Origin of the sequence: Archangium violaceum Cb vi76 (assembly GCF_000733295.1) — a bacterium.
In the GTDB taxonomy this organism is placed as follows: Bacteria; Myxococcota; Myxococcia; order Myxococcales; family Myxococcaceae; genus Archangium; species Archangium violaceum.
In genome coordinates this window covers 37,864-55,168 of record NZ_JPMI01000156.1, presented here as the reverse complement: position 1 = coordinate 55,168, position 17,305 = coordinate 37,864, and the positions used below count along the sequence as shown (strand labels likewise).

Annotated in this window: 13 protein-coding genes; 6 read left to right on the top strand and 7 right to left on the bottom strand. The window is 68.0% G+C overall.

All coding sequences use genetic code 11. The annotated features are described in order from the left end of the window. Positions 1-4: 4 nt before the first annotated feature. Positions 5-1,489, bottom strand: a complete 1,485-nt coding sequence (mmsA, locus tag Q664_RS23070) for a CoA-acylating methylmalonate-semialdehyde dehydrogenase (RefSeq protein ID WP_043399522.1) — start codon at positions 1,487-1,489, stop codon at positions 5-7. A 161-nt stretch (positions 1,490-1,650) separates the two neighbouring features. Then, complete coding sequence (locus Q664_RS52510; protein WP_160174482.1) at positions 1,651-3,891, bottom strand: CHASE domain-containing protein; 2,241 nt, start codon at positions 3,889-3,891, stop codon at positions 1,651-1,653. Positions 3,892-4,209: 318 nt separating this feature from the next. On the opposite strand from Q664_RS52510, the gene Q664_RS23060 reads away from it, so the two are divergent. After that, positions 4,210-8,193, top strand: a complete 3,984-nt coding sequence (locus Q664_RS23060; RefSeq protein WP_084610263.1) for a protein kinase domain-containing protein — start codon at positions 4,210-4,212, stop codon at positions 8,191-8,193. Between the two features lie 9 nt (positions 8,194-8,202). On the opposite strand, the gene Q664_RS23055 is transcribed toward Q664_RS23060, so the two are convergent. Then, positions 8,203-9,165, bottom strand: coding sequence for a DUF5995 family protein (locus Q664_RS23055; RefSeq protein ID WP_052518540.1), 963 nt, complete (start codon positions 9,163-9,165; stop codon positions 8,203-8,205). Then, positions 9,158-9,814 carry a tyrosine-type recombinase/integrase gene (locus Q664_RS62980; protein WP_369406341.1) on the bottom strand — a complete coding sequence of 219 codons (657 nt, stop codon included), beginning with the start codon at positions 9,812-9,814 and terminating at the stop codon, positions 9,158-9,160. The genes Q664_RS23055 and Q664_RS62980 overlap by 8 nt, the downstream gene beginning before the upstream one ends. 603 nt (positions 9,815-10,417) lie before the next feature. Here Q664_RS62980 and Q664_RS23050 point away from each other — a divergent pair. Together Q664_RS23050 and Q664_RS23045 are read left to right on the top strand one after the other, a co-directional pair. Next, positions 10,418-11,578 carry a serine/threonine-protein kinase gene (locus Q664_RS23050; protein WP_052518539.1) on the top strand — a complete coding sequence of 387 codons (1,161 nt, stop codon included), beginning with the start codon at positions 10,418-10,420 and terminating at the stop codon, positions 11,576-11,578. Then, positions 11,551-12,000, top strand: a complete 450-nt coding sequence (locus Q664_RS23045; RefSeq protein ID WP_235216837.1) for a helix-turn-helix domain-containing protein — start codon at positions 11,551-11,553, stop codon at positions 11,998-12,000. The genes Q664_RS23050 and Q664_RS23045 overlap by 28 nt, the downstream gene beginning before the upstream one ends. Before the next feature lie 19 nt (positions 12,001-12,019). On the opposite strand, the gene Q664_RS23040 is transcribed toward Q664_RS23045, so the two are convergent. Next, positions 12,020-12,391, bottom strand: a complete 372-nt coding sequence (locus tag Q664_RS23040) for a helix-turn-helix domain-containing protein (protein ID WP_043399521.1) — start codon at positions 12,389-12,391, stop codon at positions 12,020-12,022. A 96-nt stretch (positions 12,392-12,487) separates the two neighbouring features. On the opposite strand from Q664_RS23040, the gene Q664_RS23035 reads away from it, so the two are divergent. Both Q664_RS23035 and Q664_RS23030 read left to right on the top strand, forming a co-directional pair. Then, positions 12,488-14,482: a serine/threonine protein kinase gene (locus Q664_RS23035; RefSeq protein WP_043399518.1), complete on the top strand. Its 1,995-nt coding sequence runs from the start codon at positions 12,488-12,490 to the stop codon at positions 14,480-14,482. Between the two features lie 103 nt (positions 14,483-14,585). Then, a complete protein-coding gene (locus Q664_RS23030; RefSeq protein ID WP_052518537.1) occupies positions 14,586-15,509 on the top strand; it encodes a DUF2381 family protein in 924 nt (307 codons plus the stop codon). A 70-nt stretch (positions 15,510-15,579) separates the two neighbouring features. Here the strand turns inward: Q664_RS23030 and Q664_RS23025 are convergent, their stop codons facing one another. Next, entirely contained in the window at positions 15,580-15,834 is a 255-nt protein-coding gene (locus Q664_RS23025; RefSeq protein ID WP_043399515.1) for a hypothetical protein, read from the bottom strand. Between the two features lie 193 nt (positions 15,835-16,027). On the opposite strand from Q664_RS23025, the gene Q664_RS59255 reads away from it, so the two are divergent. Then, positions 16,028-16,195: a hypothetical protein gene (locus Q664_RS59255; RefSeq protein WP_160174481.1), complete on the top strand. Its 168-nt coding sequence runs from the start codon at positions 16,028-16,030 to the stop codon at positions 16,193-16,195. A gap of 882 nt (positions 16,196-17,077) precedes the next feature. Here the strand turns inward: Q664_RS59255 and Q664_RS62975 are convergent. Next, positions 17,078-17,245 (bottom strand): helix-turn-helix domain-containing protein, encoded by a 168-nt coding sequence (locus tag Q664_RS62975; protein WP_152622283.1) that lies wholly within the window; start codon positions 17,243-17,245, stop codon positions 17,078-17,080. Between the last annotated feature and the right edge of the window lie 60 nt (positions 17,246-17,305).

The window sequence follows — 17,305 nt, the reverse complement described above, 5'->3', positions numbered from 1 at the left end:
CCTCTCAGCTCATCCAGCTGCCATCGGTCCGCGAGGTCCACTTGCGGGTGACCTTCTTCAGGTCCGTCCAGAAACCGAGGCTGGACGCCCCCGTGATGTCACCGTGGCCGAACTTGGACTCGCCGGTACCACCAAACGAAAAGGGCTCTCGAGGCACGGGCACGCCCACGTTCACGCCCACCATGCCCACGCGCGAGCCCTCGACCACCGCCTGCGCCACCGCGCCGTTGGTGGTGAAGATGGAGGCCGCGTTGCCATAGGGCGAGGCGTTCTCCACCTCCAGCGCCGCCGACAGCGTGGGCACGCGGACGATGGCCAGCACCGGGCCGAACAACTCCCGCTGCGCCGCCTCCATGTCCGGGCGCACCCCGTCCAGGATGGTGGGCCCGAGCCAGTAGCCGCCCGCCCACTGCTCCCCGGCCGGCTTCTTCCCGCGCCCATCCAGCAGCACCCGCGCGCCCGCGCGCTCCGCGGTGGCGATGGCCGTCTCCAGGCGGGTGAGGCTCGCGCGGTCGATGATGGCGCCCATGCCGGGGCCCACCTCCAGCCGCGAGGCGCGCTCACGCACCTGCTCGATGATGTGTTGCACGTCTCCCACCGCGAGCAGCACGCTGGCCGCCATGCAGCGCTGGCCGCCGCACCCGGTGAAGGAGTCCACCACGGACTGCGCGGTGAGCGCCTCGTCCGCGTCGGGCACGACGATGAGGTGGTTCTTCGCCCCGCCGAGCGCCAGCACGCGCTTGCCCTGCGCGCTGCCCTCCGCGTACACGCGCCGGGCCACGGCGGACGAGCCGACGAAGCCCACCGCGCGCACGTCCGGATGGGCCACCAGGGCCTCCACCGTCTCGCGGCCGCCGTGCACCACGGAGAAGACACCGCGCGGAATGCCCGCCTCCACCATCAGCTCGCCCATGGCGCACGCCGTCAGCGGCACCTTCTCCGAGGGCTTGAGGATGAAGGCGTTGCCCACCGTCACGGCGATGGGGAACATCCACAACGGCACCATGGCCGGGAAGTTGAACGGGGTAATCCCCGCCACCACGCCGAGCGGCTCGCGCCGGAACTCGCACGAGACACCGCGGCTCACCTCCATCGCGCCGCCGGTGTCCAGGTTCTGCAGCGAGAGCGCGAAGTCGCACACCTCGATGCCCTTGAGCAGGCCCGCGCGCGCCTCGGCCACCGTCTTGCCGGCCTCGCTGGCGGCCAGATGCGACAGGCGCTCCAGGTTCGCCTCGAGCAGGTGGCGGAAGCGGCCCATGAGCGTGGTGCGCTCGCGCAGGGACGTGGCGCGCCAACCGGGCGCCGCGGCCCGGGCGGCCTCCACCGCCTGGGCCACCCCCTCCGCGGGCGTCAGCGGCACACGGCCGATGACCCCTCCGGTATAGGGACTGTGTATGTCGAGCAGGGAGGCATCGCGTGGCACCAGCCACTCGCCTCCCACGAGGTTGCGGCAGGTGGTAACGCTCTCGGGCAACTGGACGAAGGACACTCGCGCTCCCCCACAGTGACAACTGCGTGAATTGAGAGCATAGCAAGTGCCCGGCAAAACCCGGTAATCCCAGGGGAGCAGGCAGGCTCGGAAAGAAGGTCCGTTTCCCAACATTCGGCCCTTACGACGCGCCGCGCAGTGACAGGGTCGAAAACACGCGCTCAGTTCACCGTGGAGACACCGGGCCCACCCGCGCCCGCGTCCGCCACCAGCTCGCGCACCTGCTCGAGCTCCACCGGCTTGACGAGGTGCGCATCGAAGCCCGCCTCGCGCGAGCGCTGCCGGTCCGAGGCCTGTCCATACCCCGTCACGGCCACCAGCCGCGGACCCGCGCCGCCCGAGCGCTCGCGAATCCTGCGCGCCACCTCGTACCCATCCATCCCCGGCAGCCCGATGTCGAGGAAGACGACCTCGGGAGCCTCGGCGCCCAGGTGCTCCAGCGCCGCCGCGCCGTCATGCACCACCGTCACCCGGTGCCCGTCCATTTCCAGCACCTCGCCCAGCAGCTCCGCGGCGTCCACGTTATCGTCCACCACCAGCACCCGCCGCCCCCCGGTGGACACCTCCCGCCCGGCCGGCACCTCCACCGGCGCCACCGGCACGCGCTCCTCGGGCAGCAGCGGCAGGCGCACCGTGAAGACGCTGCCCTTCCCCACGCCCTCGCTCGTGGCCTCCACGCGGCCGCCGTGCATCTCCACCAACTGCTTCACCAGCGTCAGCCCCAGCCCCAGCCCTCCCTGCGCCCGGTCCAGCGTGCGCGCCACCTGCATGAAGGGCTCGAAGAGGTGCGGTAGCGCCTCGGCTGGAATGCCCGTGCCCGTGTCCGCCACCCGCACCACCGCCTCGCCGCCCTCGCGCACCAACGTCAGGGTGATGCGGCCTCCGGGCTCCGAGTACTTCGCCGCGTTGTGCAGCAGGTTGGTGAAGATCTGCACCACCCGCACCGGGTCCGCCTCCGTCCACACCGGCCCGTCCGGCAGCTCCACGCGCAGCGTGTGCTCCCGCGATTCCGCGAAGGGCCTCGCCGCCTCCACCGCCCGCCCCACCGAGGCCACCAGGTCCATCGGGTGCGTGCGCAGTTGAATCTTCCCCCGCGTCACCCGCGACACGTCGAGCAGGTCATCCACCAGCCGCCGCATGTGATGCACCTGGCGCTCCACCACCTCGCGCTCCCGCTCCGTGCCCAGGCCCGCCCGCTGCTTGCGTTCCATGAGCTGCACGGCGGTGAGCACCGGCGCCAGGGGGTTGCGCAACTCGTGGGCCAGCATGGCCAGGAAGTCGTCCTTGCGCCGGTCCGCCTCGCGCAGCTGCTCCTCCACGAGGGCCCGCTCGGCGAGCGCCACGCGCAGCTCGTCCGCGCTCCGCTCCGCATCCCCGCGCGCCCGCACCTGCGCGAGCATCATCAAGAAGAAGCCCAGGCTCACCAGCACGCCCAGCCCCGAGAAGGGCAGCAGCACCAGGGGCCGCGAGGCCGTCGCGTCGAAGGCCGGCAGCGAGGAGAAGGTGAGCGTCCAGGGCCGCCCCGCCACCAACAGCGTGGTGGTGGTGGTGAACATCGGCTCGTACGCCAACGCCTCGGGGTGCGAGCGGTGCATCAGGCGCGCCTCGTCCACCTCCAGGCCGTCGTAGAGCTGGAAGGCCACGCGGGGGTGCCGCTCGGCGCCAAAGATGCCGTTGAGCAGATCATCCGCGCGGAAGGGGCAGTAGACGAAGCCCTCGAGCAGCTCGCGCCGCTCCTCCAGCGTGGCCGGCACGCGCCCTCCCTTGTAGACAGGCAGGTACAGGAGGAAACCCGCCTGCTTGTCCTCGCGGATCTCCTGCTTGAGCGTCACCTTCCCGGTGAGGGCGGGCTCCCCCGTGTCCCGGGCACGGGCCATCGCCTCCTGGCGAATGGGCTCGGAGTACATGTTGTAGCCCATGGCCGCCAGGTTCCTCATGTCGCGCGGCTCCAGCAGGGTAATGGAGTGGAGCTCGTCCCCGGGCACCTCGGGCCAGGCATGGAAGCCCGGCAGGCCCAGGGTGGTGCGCGCCCGTTGCTCGACCTGGGCGCGCTCCTCGCGCGAGAAGCGCCGCGTGAAGCCGAGCCCCTGGATGCCCGGGTACTGGGAGTGGAGCTCGAAGAGCCGCACGTACGCGGAGAACTCCTGCGGCGTCACCTCCTGCTGGGTGGCGAACAGCCCCTCGGTCCCCTGAAGAAGGGCGATGTACGTGTCCAGACGGCGCTGGATGCGGTCGGACGTCAACTGCACCAGGTTCTCGAAGCGCGCCTCGTCCCGCGCACGCGCGGACAACCCCAGCAGCACGCACACGCCATACGTGAGCAGCAGGCAGAGGGCGAGCACCCCCAAGGGCACCAGATGCCGGGGCAGGCGATGGAAGGGAGAGGAGCGAAGCAGCGTCATGAAGGCGGGCAGGTAGACCAGCGTCCGCTGCCATTCCTCCACACGTACGGACCAGCTTCACGCGCCGGCGGGAGATGAGCGGACCCGGTGCTCGGTGCACAACCCTTCAGGGAGTCCGCCCCATCCCGGTGTGAGCCGCCGGGCGAGTCACCTGGACGGCGGCGCGACTCTCTCCAGGAAGTGGATGGCCAACGCCTTCCTGCCCCGCCGGGCCGCTTGCATTGCCCGGGGTCTGGTCGCTCCCTAACTTGGGGCCCAGCCATGTCGGGTGCCGCGGCACGCGACACCGGAGCCGGGTGGGGATGCTGGGGGAAGACCATGGCGGGAAACACCGGTCGGAATGGCACGGGAGGCGGCTCGGGCTCCGGGTTCGAGGACTCGGACTTCGGGGACGAGCTGCTCCAGGCCGTCTCCCAGGAGTCCGCCCTGCTGCGCATCCCCGCGCTCGGCGAGCGGCTGGGCGGCGGCGACGGCCAGCGGTTCGAGATTCTCGAGCAGCTCGGCGGTGGCACCATGGGCCGGGTGTTCCGCGCCTGGGACGCACAGCTGCGGCGCGAGGTGGCGCTCAAGTTCCTGCTCCCCGGCTCGCCCCTGGGCGAGCACCAGCTCTTCTCCCTGCTGCGGCAGGAGGCCCTGGCCATCGCGCAGCTCGCCCACCCGAACATCGTCCGTCTCTTCGACACGTCCGAGTGGGTGGGAGCCGCCTGGGAGCCGCGCATCCCCTTCCTCGTCATGGAGTGTCTGGAGGGTGAGTCCCTCTCCGTGCTGCTGCAACGCGAGCCCCGGTTGGAGCCAGGGCGTGCCCTCGCCATCCTGGCGGGCATCGCCGCGGGGCTGGCCCACGCCCACGAGCACCACGTCATCCACCGCGACCTCAAGCCGAGCAATGTCTTCCTCACGAAGCAGGGCGAGGTGAAGCTGCTCGACTTCGGCCTGGCGTGGCTGCTGGAGGAGGGCAGCACTCCGGGCTTCCAGGATCTGCCCAACGCCGGCACGCCGGCCTACATGGCGCCGGAGCAATGGCGGAGCGAGCGGCAGGACGAACGCACGGACATCTGGTCCACCGGCATCGTGCTGCACGAGATGCTCACCGGCACCACGCCCTACCCGAACGCCCACCTGCAGGAGCTGCGCGCCCGGGTGCTCTCCCCCGAGCCCATCCCGTCCGTGAGGGAGCACCACCCGGAGCTGCCCCGGGAGGTGGAGCCGCTGCTGCGCACGATGCTGGCCAAGCCTCCCGAGCGGCGCTACCAGACGGCGCAGGAGCTCGTCGAGGAGCTGCGCGAGGTGAGGGAGTCGCTCGGCCTGCGCGGGCAGGCCCCGCGCCGCGTGAGGCCCGAGCGGCGGCAGGTGACGCTGGTGTCCTGCCGGTTGACGGGGCTGGCCGCGCCCGGGCAGGCGCTGGACGCCGAGGACATCGGCGAGCTGGAGGAGGCCTTCCACCAGCAGTGCGCGGAGCTCGTCCAGCAGCGCGGGGGCTCCATCGTCCTGGCCATGGGCGACGAGGTGCTGGCCTGCTTCGGCTACCCGGCGGTGCGCGAGGATGACTCGGAGCACGCGGTCCAGGCGGGGCTGGCCCTGGCCCGGGAGCTGCCCGCCGCCCTCCAGCGCAAGCTGCCCCGGCTCGCCTCGGACGTGCTCGCCGTGAAGGTGGGCCTGCACACGGATCAGGTGACGCTGAGCGAGCCCCCCAGAGAGCACGGCAACCGGACGCTCGTGTTGCAGGGCGAGGCCCCGAAGGTGGTCACCTGGCTGGCGGCCCGGGCCGGGCCCCACACCGTGGCCGCCAGCGAGGCCACCTGGTCGCTGGTGCGTGGGAGGTTCGAGGCCGAGCCACTCGGCACCTTCGTCTACGAAGGCCTCTCGGGGGCGTTGCGCCTGGGCCTGTACCGGGTGCTGAGCGAGCGGCCATCGTCGTACCGCTTCGAGAAGGCGATCATCACCGGAGGCCTCACACCGCTGGTGGGCCGCGAGCAGGAGCTGCAACGGCTGCTCTCGTATTGGGAGAAGGCCCGGCGGGGCCAGGACGGCTTCGTGCTCGTCACCGGCGAGCCGGGAGTCGGCAAGTCCCGGCTCATCCAGGAGCTGCACGCACGGGGCTGCCAGGAAGCCTGCGTCCACTTCCAATGCCAGTGCTGGCCGCAGTCCAGCACCAGTGCCTTCCAACCCATCATCGAGGTGCTGCGGCGCCTCTTCGCCTCGCACGCGGTGGGGCCGGAGTCACTGGGGCTCTCCGCGGAGCACGCCTCCCTGTTGAGCCAATTGCTGTCCCTGCCCGAGTCCGAGGTGCGGCCTCCCCTCCAGCTCTCGCCGGAGCGGCGCAAGGAGCGCACCCTGGAGGCACTGGCGTCGCTGCTCTCGCACGTGGCCCGGGAGCGCCCGGTGCTCGCCGTGGTGGAGGATCTGCACTGGGCGGATCCCTCCACCCTGGAGCTGCTCGGCTACCTCGTGGAGCGCGTGGATCCCCAGCGCATGCTCTTCGTCCTCAGTGCACGGCCCGACTTCCACCCGCCCTGGCCCGCGCACCCACGGCTGCACCGGCTCACGCTGGAGCGGTTGTCTCCGGAGCACACCGCGACGCTGGTGCGCGAGGCCGCGGGAGGGCGCGACCTGCCCCCGGAGGTGGTCCGGCAACTGGTGGCCCGGACGGATGGCGTCCCCCTCTTCGTGGAGGAGCTGACGCACATGGTGTTGGAGCGAGGCACCCCGGACGCCATCCCCATCACCCTGCACGAGCTGCTGCTGGCGCGGTTGGATCTGCTCGCTCCCCGGCAGAAATCACTGGCCCAGGAGTGCGCGGCCATCGGACGCAGCTTCTCGCACGCACTGCTGGCCACGCTGACACGCCGGAGCCCGGCGGCGCTCCAGCGCGACCTGGAGGAGCTGGTCGAGGCCGGGCTCCTTCAACCCCTCAACGAGCGGGCCGGGCTGGGCTACCGGTTCCGCCATGCCCTCATCCAGGACGCGGCCTGGCAGTCGCTGCCGCGCAGCGCACGCCGGAAGCTGCACCACCGCATCACCGAGGCCCTGCTGGAACAGTCCCCCGAGGTACGCCAGACGCAGCCGGAGCTGCTCGCCCACCACTACACCGAGGCCGGTGAGGACGAGCCGGCCATCCACTACTGGTTCCAGGCCGGGCAGCGCGCCAGCGTGCGCTCGGCCAACCGCGAAGCGGTGAGTCACTTCCAACAGGCCCTGCGGCTGTTGCGCCTGTTGCCGGACACGCCGGAGCGGCTCCAGGAGGAGTTGCGGCTGCTCATCTCCCTGGGCATCCCGTTGGCCCAGGTGCAGGGCTACCGCTCCGCGGAAGTGGAGCGCACGTACGACCGGGCCCGCGAGCTCATCCATCAGGTGGGCGAGGCACTCCCCCGGCTGCAACTCTCCTACTGGGGGCTCTTCGTCTATTCCTTCTCCCGGGCCGAGTACGGCGTGGCGCACGAGCTCGCGGCGCAGCTCGTGGCGCAGGGCGAGCGCCACCAGAACATGGAGCTGCTCGCGCTGGGGCACCGGATGATGGCGGCCACCTTCTACATCTGGGGAGAGCTGGCCGCGGCGATGGACCATGTCGAGCGGGGACTGGCCTGTCCGGACCTGCCGCTCGAGGCCCACCGCGTCATCGCCGAGAAACAGTGGATCAACCCGCGCGCCACGACGCTGGCCTTCGGGGCCATGGTGTACTCGGCGCTCGGGCGCGAGCAGGAGGCCCGGCTCTCCAGCCAGGAGGCGCTGGAGTTGGCGCGGCGCATCGGCCACCCGCATACGACGGCCACGGTGCTGAACTACATCTGCGTGGCCTGCCAGCTGCGCCGGGAGGCCCGGTGCGCCCTGGAGTGGTCCGCCCAGGCCATCGTGCTCGCGCACGAGCATGGCTTCCGGGCCTCGGAGATCTGGGCCACGCTCATCCAGGGCTGGGCCATGGCCGAGCTGGGACAGGCCCGCGCGGGGTTGAAGCTCATCCGCGAGGGCATCGCGGCCTGGAGGGGCCCGGGCATCAGCGCCGGCTTGTTCCACCACGACCTCGGCCTGCTGGCGGAGCTGCACCTGAAGCTGGGACAGCCGCACGAGGCGCTGGCGCTCCTCAACGAGGCGCTGGAGCGGGCGCCCACGGAAGGCCAGCACTTCTACGAGGCCGAGCTGCACCGGCTGCGAGGCGAGGCCCTGCGGGTGCTCGGCCACGAGCTGGACGCGCGCGAGTGCTTCCTGCGCGCCATCCAGGTGGCCCTCCGGCAGGGGGCACGCGCCTTCGAGCAGCGGGCCCGGGAGGCACTCGGAGCCAAACCTCCAGAGCACCACCACCTGTAGCCCGGGGGCTCAGAAGGGCCGCTGGAGCCGGTGGCCCACTCTTCCCCCCGCGTGGACCTCCACCCCATCCAGATTGGGCTGGAACCTGCCCTCGATGCGAGCCCGGCGCAGGCTCCTGTCCAGGCGGAACACCGCGTTGTTGAGCCAGCCGCCCTTGATGAGGAACTCGGCCATCTGCTGGGACTCCCAGCCCAGCCGCAGCTTCACCTTCTCACGCTCCTCCGGTCCCGCCGCCAGCAACCCGAGCACGTTGTTCCAGACGCGATCGCGGTAGTACCGGAGCCCAGCGCTGGTGGCGAGCTCGTCGAACATTCCGCCCGCCCTGCTCAACAAGCCCATGGCCCCCCGGAACTCCCGGCCCAGCACCTCCTGGAGCTTCGGGTTGGTACGCACGAGGACGTTGTTCATCTGGTCATGATCGAACTTCCACCGCGCCATGAGCTCCAGGGTCCGGCGCTCCCTCGCCCCCGGCTCCTTCACCTCGTGCCGCAGGCGCCGCAAATCCTCGCGGACGACGTCATGGATGCCCTGGGCCAGGTCGAAGTTGATATGGGCATTGATGCCGAGCAGCATGCACAGAAGGATGCTCGGCCGGGGCCTCGCGGCCTGCTCCATCGCCAGGCCCCAGGCCTCGCAGATGGGCTTGTTGTCGGGGTAGCACGCCCGCGAGCGCGTGAGGGACTCGAAGTAGAGCCCCGCGAACCGGCCCGCGAGCCGATCCACCCAGACGGGGTCGAAGAAGATGGGGCCCGTCTGCTCGAAATCCCCCGTCCCATGGACCGCCGCGTTCACCTGCGAGGTCATGACGTAGTAGGCGCGCAGGAAGATGGCGCGGCCATCGTTGCGCGCGTAGAGCGTCTTCAGTTCCTTCTCCATGCAGCACAGCGCCTCGCCCGTGGTCCGGGGCTGGTGGCGCGCGTCCCTGCAATCGGCGCCGCACTCGAGCAGCGGAGCGGTGGAGGTATCATCCATGGCAGCTCTCCCTCTGGTACCCGTCGTCCAGAGCGGATGGAGAGGGAGAGCGCCATCTGTGACGCGGGCCGCCATCGCCCGCCTGCCCGCTCACTCGCGGCGGTACCTCGTCACCACGCACGCGCCGCCGAGGCCGAGGAGCAGACGATGAGCCGGTCACTTTGACAAGTGAGTCAATCCAACCCGAGTCCTCAGGAGCCCAAGAACCCCTCTCCCCTCGGGAGAGGGACGGGGTAGATGCAGCATCTAAGTCCTGCACCAGCGCAAGTGCCTGTAAGTCCTGGGGATTTGCTCCCCTGGCTACGGGCGTGCCGCTGGCCCCGATGGGAGCTTGCAGCAAGGATGCAGCAACCGGCGCCGCGCCTTGCGGCCCCACCACCACCGCCCCAGCGGGTCGGGTGTCCTGCCCGCCCGTCAGGTTGGCCGGTAGCATGAAGGACAGCCGATCCACCTCCGCCCGCAGGTAGCTGGGGCTCAGGTGGCCATAGGTCTCGGTGGTGATGCGTGGATCGCTGTGCCGCATGATGCGCTGAACGGCTGCTGGGTTGGCCCCGCTCATCATCAACAGGCTGGCCGTGGTGTGCCGCAAGTCGTGGAAGCGAATGGGCCGCACCTTCGCCCGTACGCCCACACGCCCCCGCCCACACATTGGGCACGCTCGGGGGGTGACGTCGGACGTTTCCTCGACGTGCCCGCAGCCCTTGCCCCGGCAGGCGTAGCGGTAGCCGTTGACGATGCCTGCCCGCCCCATGGCTCGGCGCAACACGTCTTCAAGTTCCACATGCCGTCCCCGCATGCAGCCGTTGCCATCGGGGAAAACCAGCTCAGAGGGGGACACGGAGAACGCCTCTTCCAGGTACGGGACGAGTTCGGTCGCAATGGGAATGACCTCGGCCCTGCCCACTCGGCGTACCGAAGACCCCAAAAAATTGACAGCGCTGGCGGGGTCATCAGAGCCGAGAGTTCGTCCAATTTTGGTTGGGCGTCGGCTCCGCGAGGGCCGGGGCTTGAGTCCCGAGCTGCCGAAGGACTCAAGATCTTGAACGAGGGGCGCGCCTCCGCGCGTAGGTGCCGCGCCTGGTTGTCCGTCCCGAGCCACCGACCTACTCCTGCCGGTTGCTCCAGCCTGCTGACCTACCTAGTAAGGCGGCTTCCATTTCTCCTCCCTTCCATGGTACGTGTCGGAACACTTTGGACGTAACCAATGGGGACCTTCCTTCCTCTACGAGATTCGCATCGCACAGGAGACCACATGACTGGAACCGGCAATCCGCCCACGGACACAGGACCTCTCACCTTCGAATCGGACGGGTTCCGCTACGAGGTGTTTCGCTCCCTCCTCGAACACGTGGACTACGACACTCTGTGGCTGGCGAGGTGCAGGCACTTGAAGGAGAAGGCGCGCCGGAAGTTCGTTGTCCTGAAGCAGGTAGAAGTCCCGGAGGGCCGCGAGGGCCGGACCCGAGCAATCGAGGAAGTTCAGCTCGCAGAGCACCTCCATCATCCGAAGATCGGCCGCGTTCTCCGGCTCGCCGAGTGTGGAGGCGTTCCCTACGTGGTGATGGAACACACGGGAGGGGCCTTCCTGGCCACGATCATCGGCTCCGCGCTGTTGCTGGGCCGCAAGCTCTCGCCTGCCCTCGCCGCCTTCTTCGCCGCCGAAGTAGCCAACGCCCTCGACTACGCCCACCACTGCGAGGATGACCGAGGCCATCCGCTTCACATCATTCACCGGGCTGTAAGCCCCATGACCATCCGCATCGGGAGCAACGGCCGGGTCAAGCTCACGAACTTCGGTGCCGCGTTCTCCGAGCTGTTGGGCCGCGTGCCCACGCCAGCGAAGGTGCTCCGAGGGAACTTCGCCTACGCGGCTCCGGAGATCATTCGCTCCATCTCTGAAAAGGGCCGGGCTGGTCTTCTCTCTCCCAAGGGCATCGACAGCAGGGCGGACATCTTCTCGCTCGGGCTCGTGCTGCTGGAGATCATCGCGGGGAACCATCCGCTCGATCCTCAAGACGTGCTGCCACCAGAGGTCTCCAAGCGCGCGCTCCGGCTCGTCTCGGGCGTGAAGGCCGAGCACTCCGCCTGGGCCTCCATCGAGGTGCTCGCCGACCGTCTCCTCCGCTTCGGTCCCGATGATGTGGAGCGCATCGCCCGGCAAGCCCCGGCCCCTCTGAAACAGGTAGCTCACCGGGCTCTTCGGAGTGACCCTGCCGAGCGCTACCAATCGGCCGCTGAGATGCGTGACGATCTGCGCGCGTATCTGCGCAGTCTCCGCCAGCCCTTCGGCGCCACGGAGGCAGCGGCGGAACTGGCCGACATCCTCAAGAAAGCATCCGCCCTCAAGCGGAAAGCAGCGCACCCTGTCGAGATTGGAGTCCTCCCGTGGCCGAAGGCGCTGAGCGTCCAGTAACCCCTGGACCGAGCAGAACGAGCAGGCAGAACGACAAGAAGAAGTTGATGACCCATCTGGCAGCGGTCGTGCGTGAAGCTCGCAAGAAGACTGAGCTGACCCAGGCGGATGTCGCGGATCGTGTTGGGCTCGTCACCGAAGTTTTCGGGCGGCTGGAGCGAGGACACCTACTCCCGAGCGTTCCGACCTTTCGCAGGTTGTGCCGCGTGCTTCGCCTCGACGCGAACGTCGTCCTGGGACTCGACGCCGAGAAGGCACCTTTGCTGGAGGTGCCTGAAACCGAGGCCGATGATCCACCCGAGCTGCGCCGACTGATGAGAACGCTTCGTCGCATGGATGCTGCACAACTCGCAGTAGTGAGCAGCACCGCCAATGCGGTGATGAGACACACGGCACAATACCCAGATGATCAAGCCGAGTAGGCGGATGGCTCTACCTGGTTCAATCCTCGAAGGAGGATGCGAGTACAGTCAGAACCTTGCTGAGCACCTTCAAGCGCTTCGGCGACCATGTCCGGAGCTGATGGACGATGCGCCGCAGTTCCGGGGAGAGGCTCCCATCTGGGGGTGCTTCATCCACCGTGGCCGCGACCTGAGAAAGGCTCACTCCCATCAGCGCGTCGGACGAGATGCCCAAGACGATGCTGATTCGACGCAGGCTCGGGACGGATGGCATCATATCGCCACGTTCGATCCGTCCGTAGACACCTGGAACGAGACCGACCTTCTGCGCCACCTGTGCCTGAGTAAGTCCGAGGCGCTCCCGTGCAGCGCGAGCTACTTCCCCAAGGGAGCGCTGAAGTTCTTCGTCCATGGTGGTCGTCTACCACGGTGGATGGAGGGCCGGGGCTTCCGGCGTGCAGCTCGTTCTCCACGAGGCTGGTAGGCTCGGCATTCTCGGAGGTGCGTCGTGGGATTGGTCTACAGGCTGCCGGAAACCAAAGAGATGGTCGGGGGCTACCTCATCGTCGAGAAGCTCGGCAGAGGGAGCTACGGCCACGTCTACAAGGCCGAGCAGGCCGGATGCTTCTACGCCGTCAAGATCCTCCAGGGCCGCTTGTTGAATGACCGGGCCAAGCGCGAGATCGGCATCCTGAACCACATGGATCATCCCGATGTCGTCCGCTTCTTCGGATGCGGATACTGGCCGGATCCATTTGTTGGTCATCCCTACATCGTCATGGAGTTCGCCGGGGGCCGGACCCTGGAGACGTATGCCTCGGAGGAGAACCCCTCGGCCCGCAGGTCCGCGCGCATCGTGCTTGATATCGGGCTGACGCTCGGAGAAGTGCTCCGGCAAGGCGTCATGCACAGGGATCTCAAGCCCGATAACGTCATCATCCGGGATGGGAACGCGAGACCGCTGCTGATCGACTTCGGAGTGAGCACGCTCACGGGGCTCCCAGCCCCCACAAGTTCGCGCCTTCCGCCGGGAACCATCGAGTTTCGCGCGCCCGAGGCGTGGCGCTTCAGCAGAGAGAACGATTCCGGGAGCTACGACTACAGCCCAGCGGACGAGCTTTGGGCCCTTGGAGTGTCGTTCTATTGGCTGCTGACGGACATCCTTCCGTTCGGAGACCGGGAGGACGAAGAAGAGGGCGGGCTTGCAGAGCGCATCCTCCATCAGAGTCCTGTTGCACCGCACGTCCTCAATCCCCGCGTGCCGCGAGCGCTCTCCGACATCTGCATGCGGATGTTGGAGAAGGAACCGGCGGCACGTTACGAGAGCGTGGTCGAGTTCTGCGCGGCACTCGATGCGGCCATGGCCAACGCCGAGGCCGATGCAAGCTGGGACCTCCCGCTGTTCGAGCCGGACTCGCCCCACACCAGGACGACCGAGGAAGATCCCTCGCTGGTGGATGCGGACGACTCGAAGCGCTGGCTTCGACGTTGGCTGAAGAAAGAGCACCGGAGAGGCCGGAAGCCACCGAAGAAGGCTCCTGCTCCCGTGGCCGAAGTGCTCGCCGCCATCCCGGAAGAGAAGGCGCCCGTTGTTGCTGTGATGCCTGCGCCGGAGCCTGCTCCACCGGAGCCTGTTCCGCCTCCTGCATCCCAAGCCCCGGCCCCTCTCGAACCACCGCGAGCGGCAGCAGCTCCGCTCCCTCCGGTGTCGCCTCGTCGCTCTCGCTTCGCAGCAGCAGCGGGACTCGCGGCTGTGATGCTCGGAGCGTTCCTGTTCGCCACGTCGTTGCGCTCTCGCCCTGGGGCGGTGCCACTCCACACGTCATCCGAGGTCGCTCCCACTCGACAAGCCGAGTCCGGTCGTGAAGTGGCGCAATCCGCGAAGCCGCTGGATCCTCCAAGCGGAGAAGGCGCCGAGCCCGCGATGGGTTCTATTTCCGCGCCCGTAATGATCACGATGCTTCGCAAGGACGACAGCAGCGAGAAGACTCAGGAGAAGAAGACGAAGGTTCTCGGACGCGCGGCCAAAGTCATCGGTACGGGCTTGGTTTGCAATGCGCTAGCGGGATGTCCGACCCCCCAACAAGTGCGGCCGACTCCGGAGCCTGCTCCGTGTCCAGCAGGTGCCGTTGAGGCTATGGCGGACAAGCTCGGCGTCGGTGTCGGGCAGATGGTCTCTGCCTACCTTCCACACGAAGGACCCGCCCAGGACATCAGCGTCCACAACGGCTCTGCCTCCGCCCAGTTGGGACCCCGCCAACCGGGTGAATCATCAGGCCGCATCTTCCTGTCCGGAACACTCACCATCGGAGAAGAGCGCGTGTACGGGCGATTCACCGAAGCGCGCGACCTGAAGGGAGACGGCCAGCCGTTTCCGGTGTGCTTTGAGATGTGGGACTCGTTGAAGGGTGGGAAAGGTGCCATCCGCGAGAGCAACGGAGGCTCGGGTTCTGCTCGCATCTACTCCACGGTGCGTGTGAAGGCCGTCCGTAGCTTCGAGTGAGAGCCAGGCAAGAGGACGGAAATGGAAGGACCGGGCCCGGACACAACCGGGTCCGGAGACGTTTTAGAGGCGGAAACCGTCTCTGCTTCGGAGTCTTCTCCCCGTGTTCGCTTCGTCGCTTGCTGTGTTCCTAATGCTGCTTCTCGTGGGGACTTCCGCCATTGCGCAGACATGTCCTCCTTCAGGAGAGGCGGAGGGCCGCTGCATCGAGCTGACGGCGGACGGGACCAACGAGGTTTCCGAGGTACAGATCAGCCCGGGACAGCCAACCACCTTCAGCTTCGATTCGGACGTTCGCGCGGACGAGATGACGCTGGAGAACCGCGAGCGCTACAAGGTGGCGCCTGGACAGCGCCTCATCACGCTTGAACCCTCGGAGAAGATGCGCGGCGAGAAGCCCAGCACACTGACGGTGTGTTTCGCTGATGGTGCGGTCCCTCCATGCATGACCTTCCGGCTAGTCGTCCACCCGGCGATTGGCGAGCGCCGAGTGGAGATCGTCCGCCACTCGCGTCCGGTGGAGTCCGTCCAAGCCGACTTGAAGAAGTCCTACGAGGAAAACGCGAGGCTGCGCGCTGAGATCCAACGGCTGCTCGCGGAACGAGACAGTCCAGGCGGACTCACTGGCCCACTCGCCTCCGGCATGATGGGCGAGACGGGCATCCCCTGCTCGACAGTTCGTGTCGTCCATCGTCCGGGGAATGCGCTGACTGCGCAAGATGTCACCACCTGCCGTGCTCGCGGACGGATAGCCGTGCGCTTCGATTTGAAAAACGAGGGCACGGCCCCCTGGACTGCGCAAGGAGCGAAGCTCGTGGGTCCGAAGGGTGAAGAACTGGAGGGGTCCGTCTGGCCTCAAAAGCCCGTTCTCCCTGGTGAACTGCTCACCCTCTACATCGAAGCGCGAACCGAAGACGTCCAGACCGCTGGCCCCTTCGTCCTGAAGCTATGGGAAGCGGATGGACCACGTACAGTCACACTCGGGAACGTGACCTTCCCGGCACTGAAAAAGGGGCCGGGGCTTTGATGCGAGCCCCACCCGCGCCTCTGGACGCGAGAGGGCCCATCATCACTTCAAGCCCCGGCCCGGCTCTACTTCAGCCCTCGGCCTCCTCCGATTTCGGCCGCGGCCGATTCGGAAGCCCCGGTCCCTCGGAGAAAATGATCCTGCCCCCTGCGTTCGCCTCCTCCGGATCTTCTCCCGTCACAGCTCGGGTGATCTCCGCGATGACCTGCCGCGCACTCGCACGGTTTGGAGCGTGGACCGCGATCTCCACCTCCACGTCATCTTCGGTTTCGAGCGACGCGAACAGAACGATGTCCTCGGGCTTCTGCTTCTTCTTCGTAGCCACGTCTTTTCCCCCTCTTGAACTTCGGTACTGCGTTGATCCGAGTTCCGCGTTACCGGCGGGACTCGAAGATGAATGTCGTCCAGCAATGACCGCACGAGACAGGCACCGCAACACGGCCATGAGTCCGGCAAGATGGACAGGTGAAGGTCTCCGCGCTGGGCAGTGGCGTGGATGCCAGCCGTCTTTCCAGGGCTTGCACTCGCTCAAGGGCTTCGAGCGCGATGTTGTCCGCTCCGAGCATCTGCGTGGAGATCGATTCCTCCAGGCCCTTCAGTCGGTGTTCCAGTTCGGCCAGCCGATCCGCAATGGACGGCCCACCACCGCCCCCCATGGCGCGAAGATCCGTCCACTCCCTGTGTAGAGCGCGAACTCGCTCGGGCGGGAGCCGCATGTCCCGGACGACATCAACGGGAGTGTCTCCCTCCTCGAAGCGGGTGAAGACTTCGGCGGCAAGTTCGGCGTCAGTGGTGGCCGGAGTGGCGTTGCCGCTCGTTGTCAGGGCGGGCTTCGTGACAGTCGGTGACGTGCCACTGACTCCGGTTCTCTCGATGCCACGGGCTCTGTCACTGCCAGCGTCAGCCCCTCGAACAAGCCCCAGTGTCGGCGCTGGTGTCGGCAATCCCGGCACGGGCCCCGGACTCCTTGAGGGCTGCTCGATGTGCGGCATAGGCACGGACAGCAGCTACGTCTACAACGGTCGTCCCGCGTTCCTGGCGCGTCGGGACGCGCTTCTTCTCGATCCAGCGGTACAGGGAGCGGACAGGGACCCCGGCCGCCGCAGCAGCATCCGGCACGGGGAGCCACACAGGCGCCGGGGTCGGTTCGCTTTCCGTGGGCGCCGTCATGGCTTCCCCCTGTCCTCGGAGGGGCCGGGGCTTGAGGCAGGCGGCTCGCCTGTTCCCTATGGCTCCTGGCCAGCCCCTTCCGGCTGTTGCCAGCGGGCTTCAAGCTGCGCCTTGAACTCGCGCAGTTCCCTGACCCTGGCTTCTTGTTCGGCCTGAGCCGCCTCCAGGGCCCGAGAGAAGTCCGGGCACGGAGCAAGGAAGCATGGCCCGAAAAAACCCCGCAATGCGGCAGCCAGGGCCTTCAAGGCCCTTTTCCAGCGAGCAACGGTCATGGTGGATCCCCCCTCGGGACGCGGTCAGCTCGCGGTTCATCAGCGAGCAACCAAGTCCCATTCTACTCGAATGGAGGAGGCCCGCATAGGGCCCCCCTGGCAGGCTGCCTGCTCCCCCGGGGAGCCTCAGCTTCCGGTGGCCAGGAACGTCTCCAGACTGGCCGGGTCGATCCTCACAGCAGCCCCAACCCGAACGAACCGGAGCCGCCCCCCGGCGCACAGCCTGTGAACGGTGGCAGGAGACACCGCCAGCCGTTCCGCCACTTCCCGCACCGTCAGCAGCCGCGCCAGCATGGGCCGCGCTTGCAGCACCGGTGCAGCACAAGCCTTGGTAAGCCCTGTGACGGGTTGGGA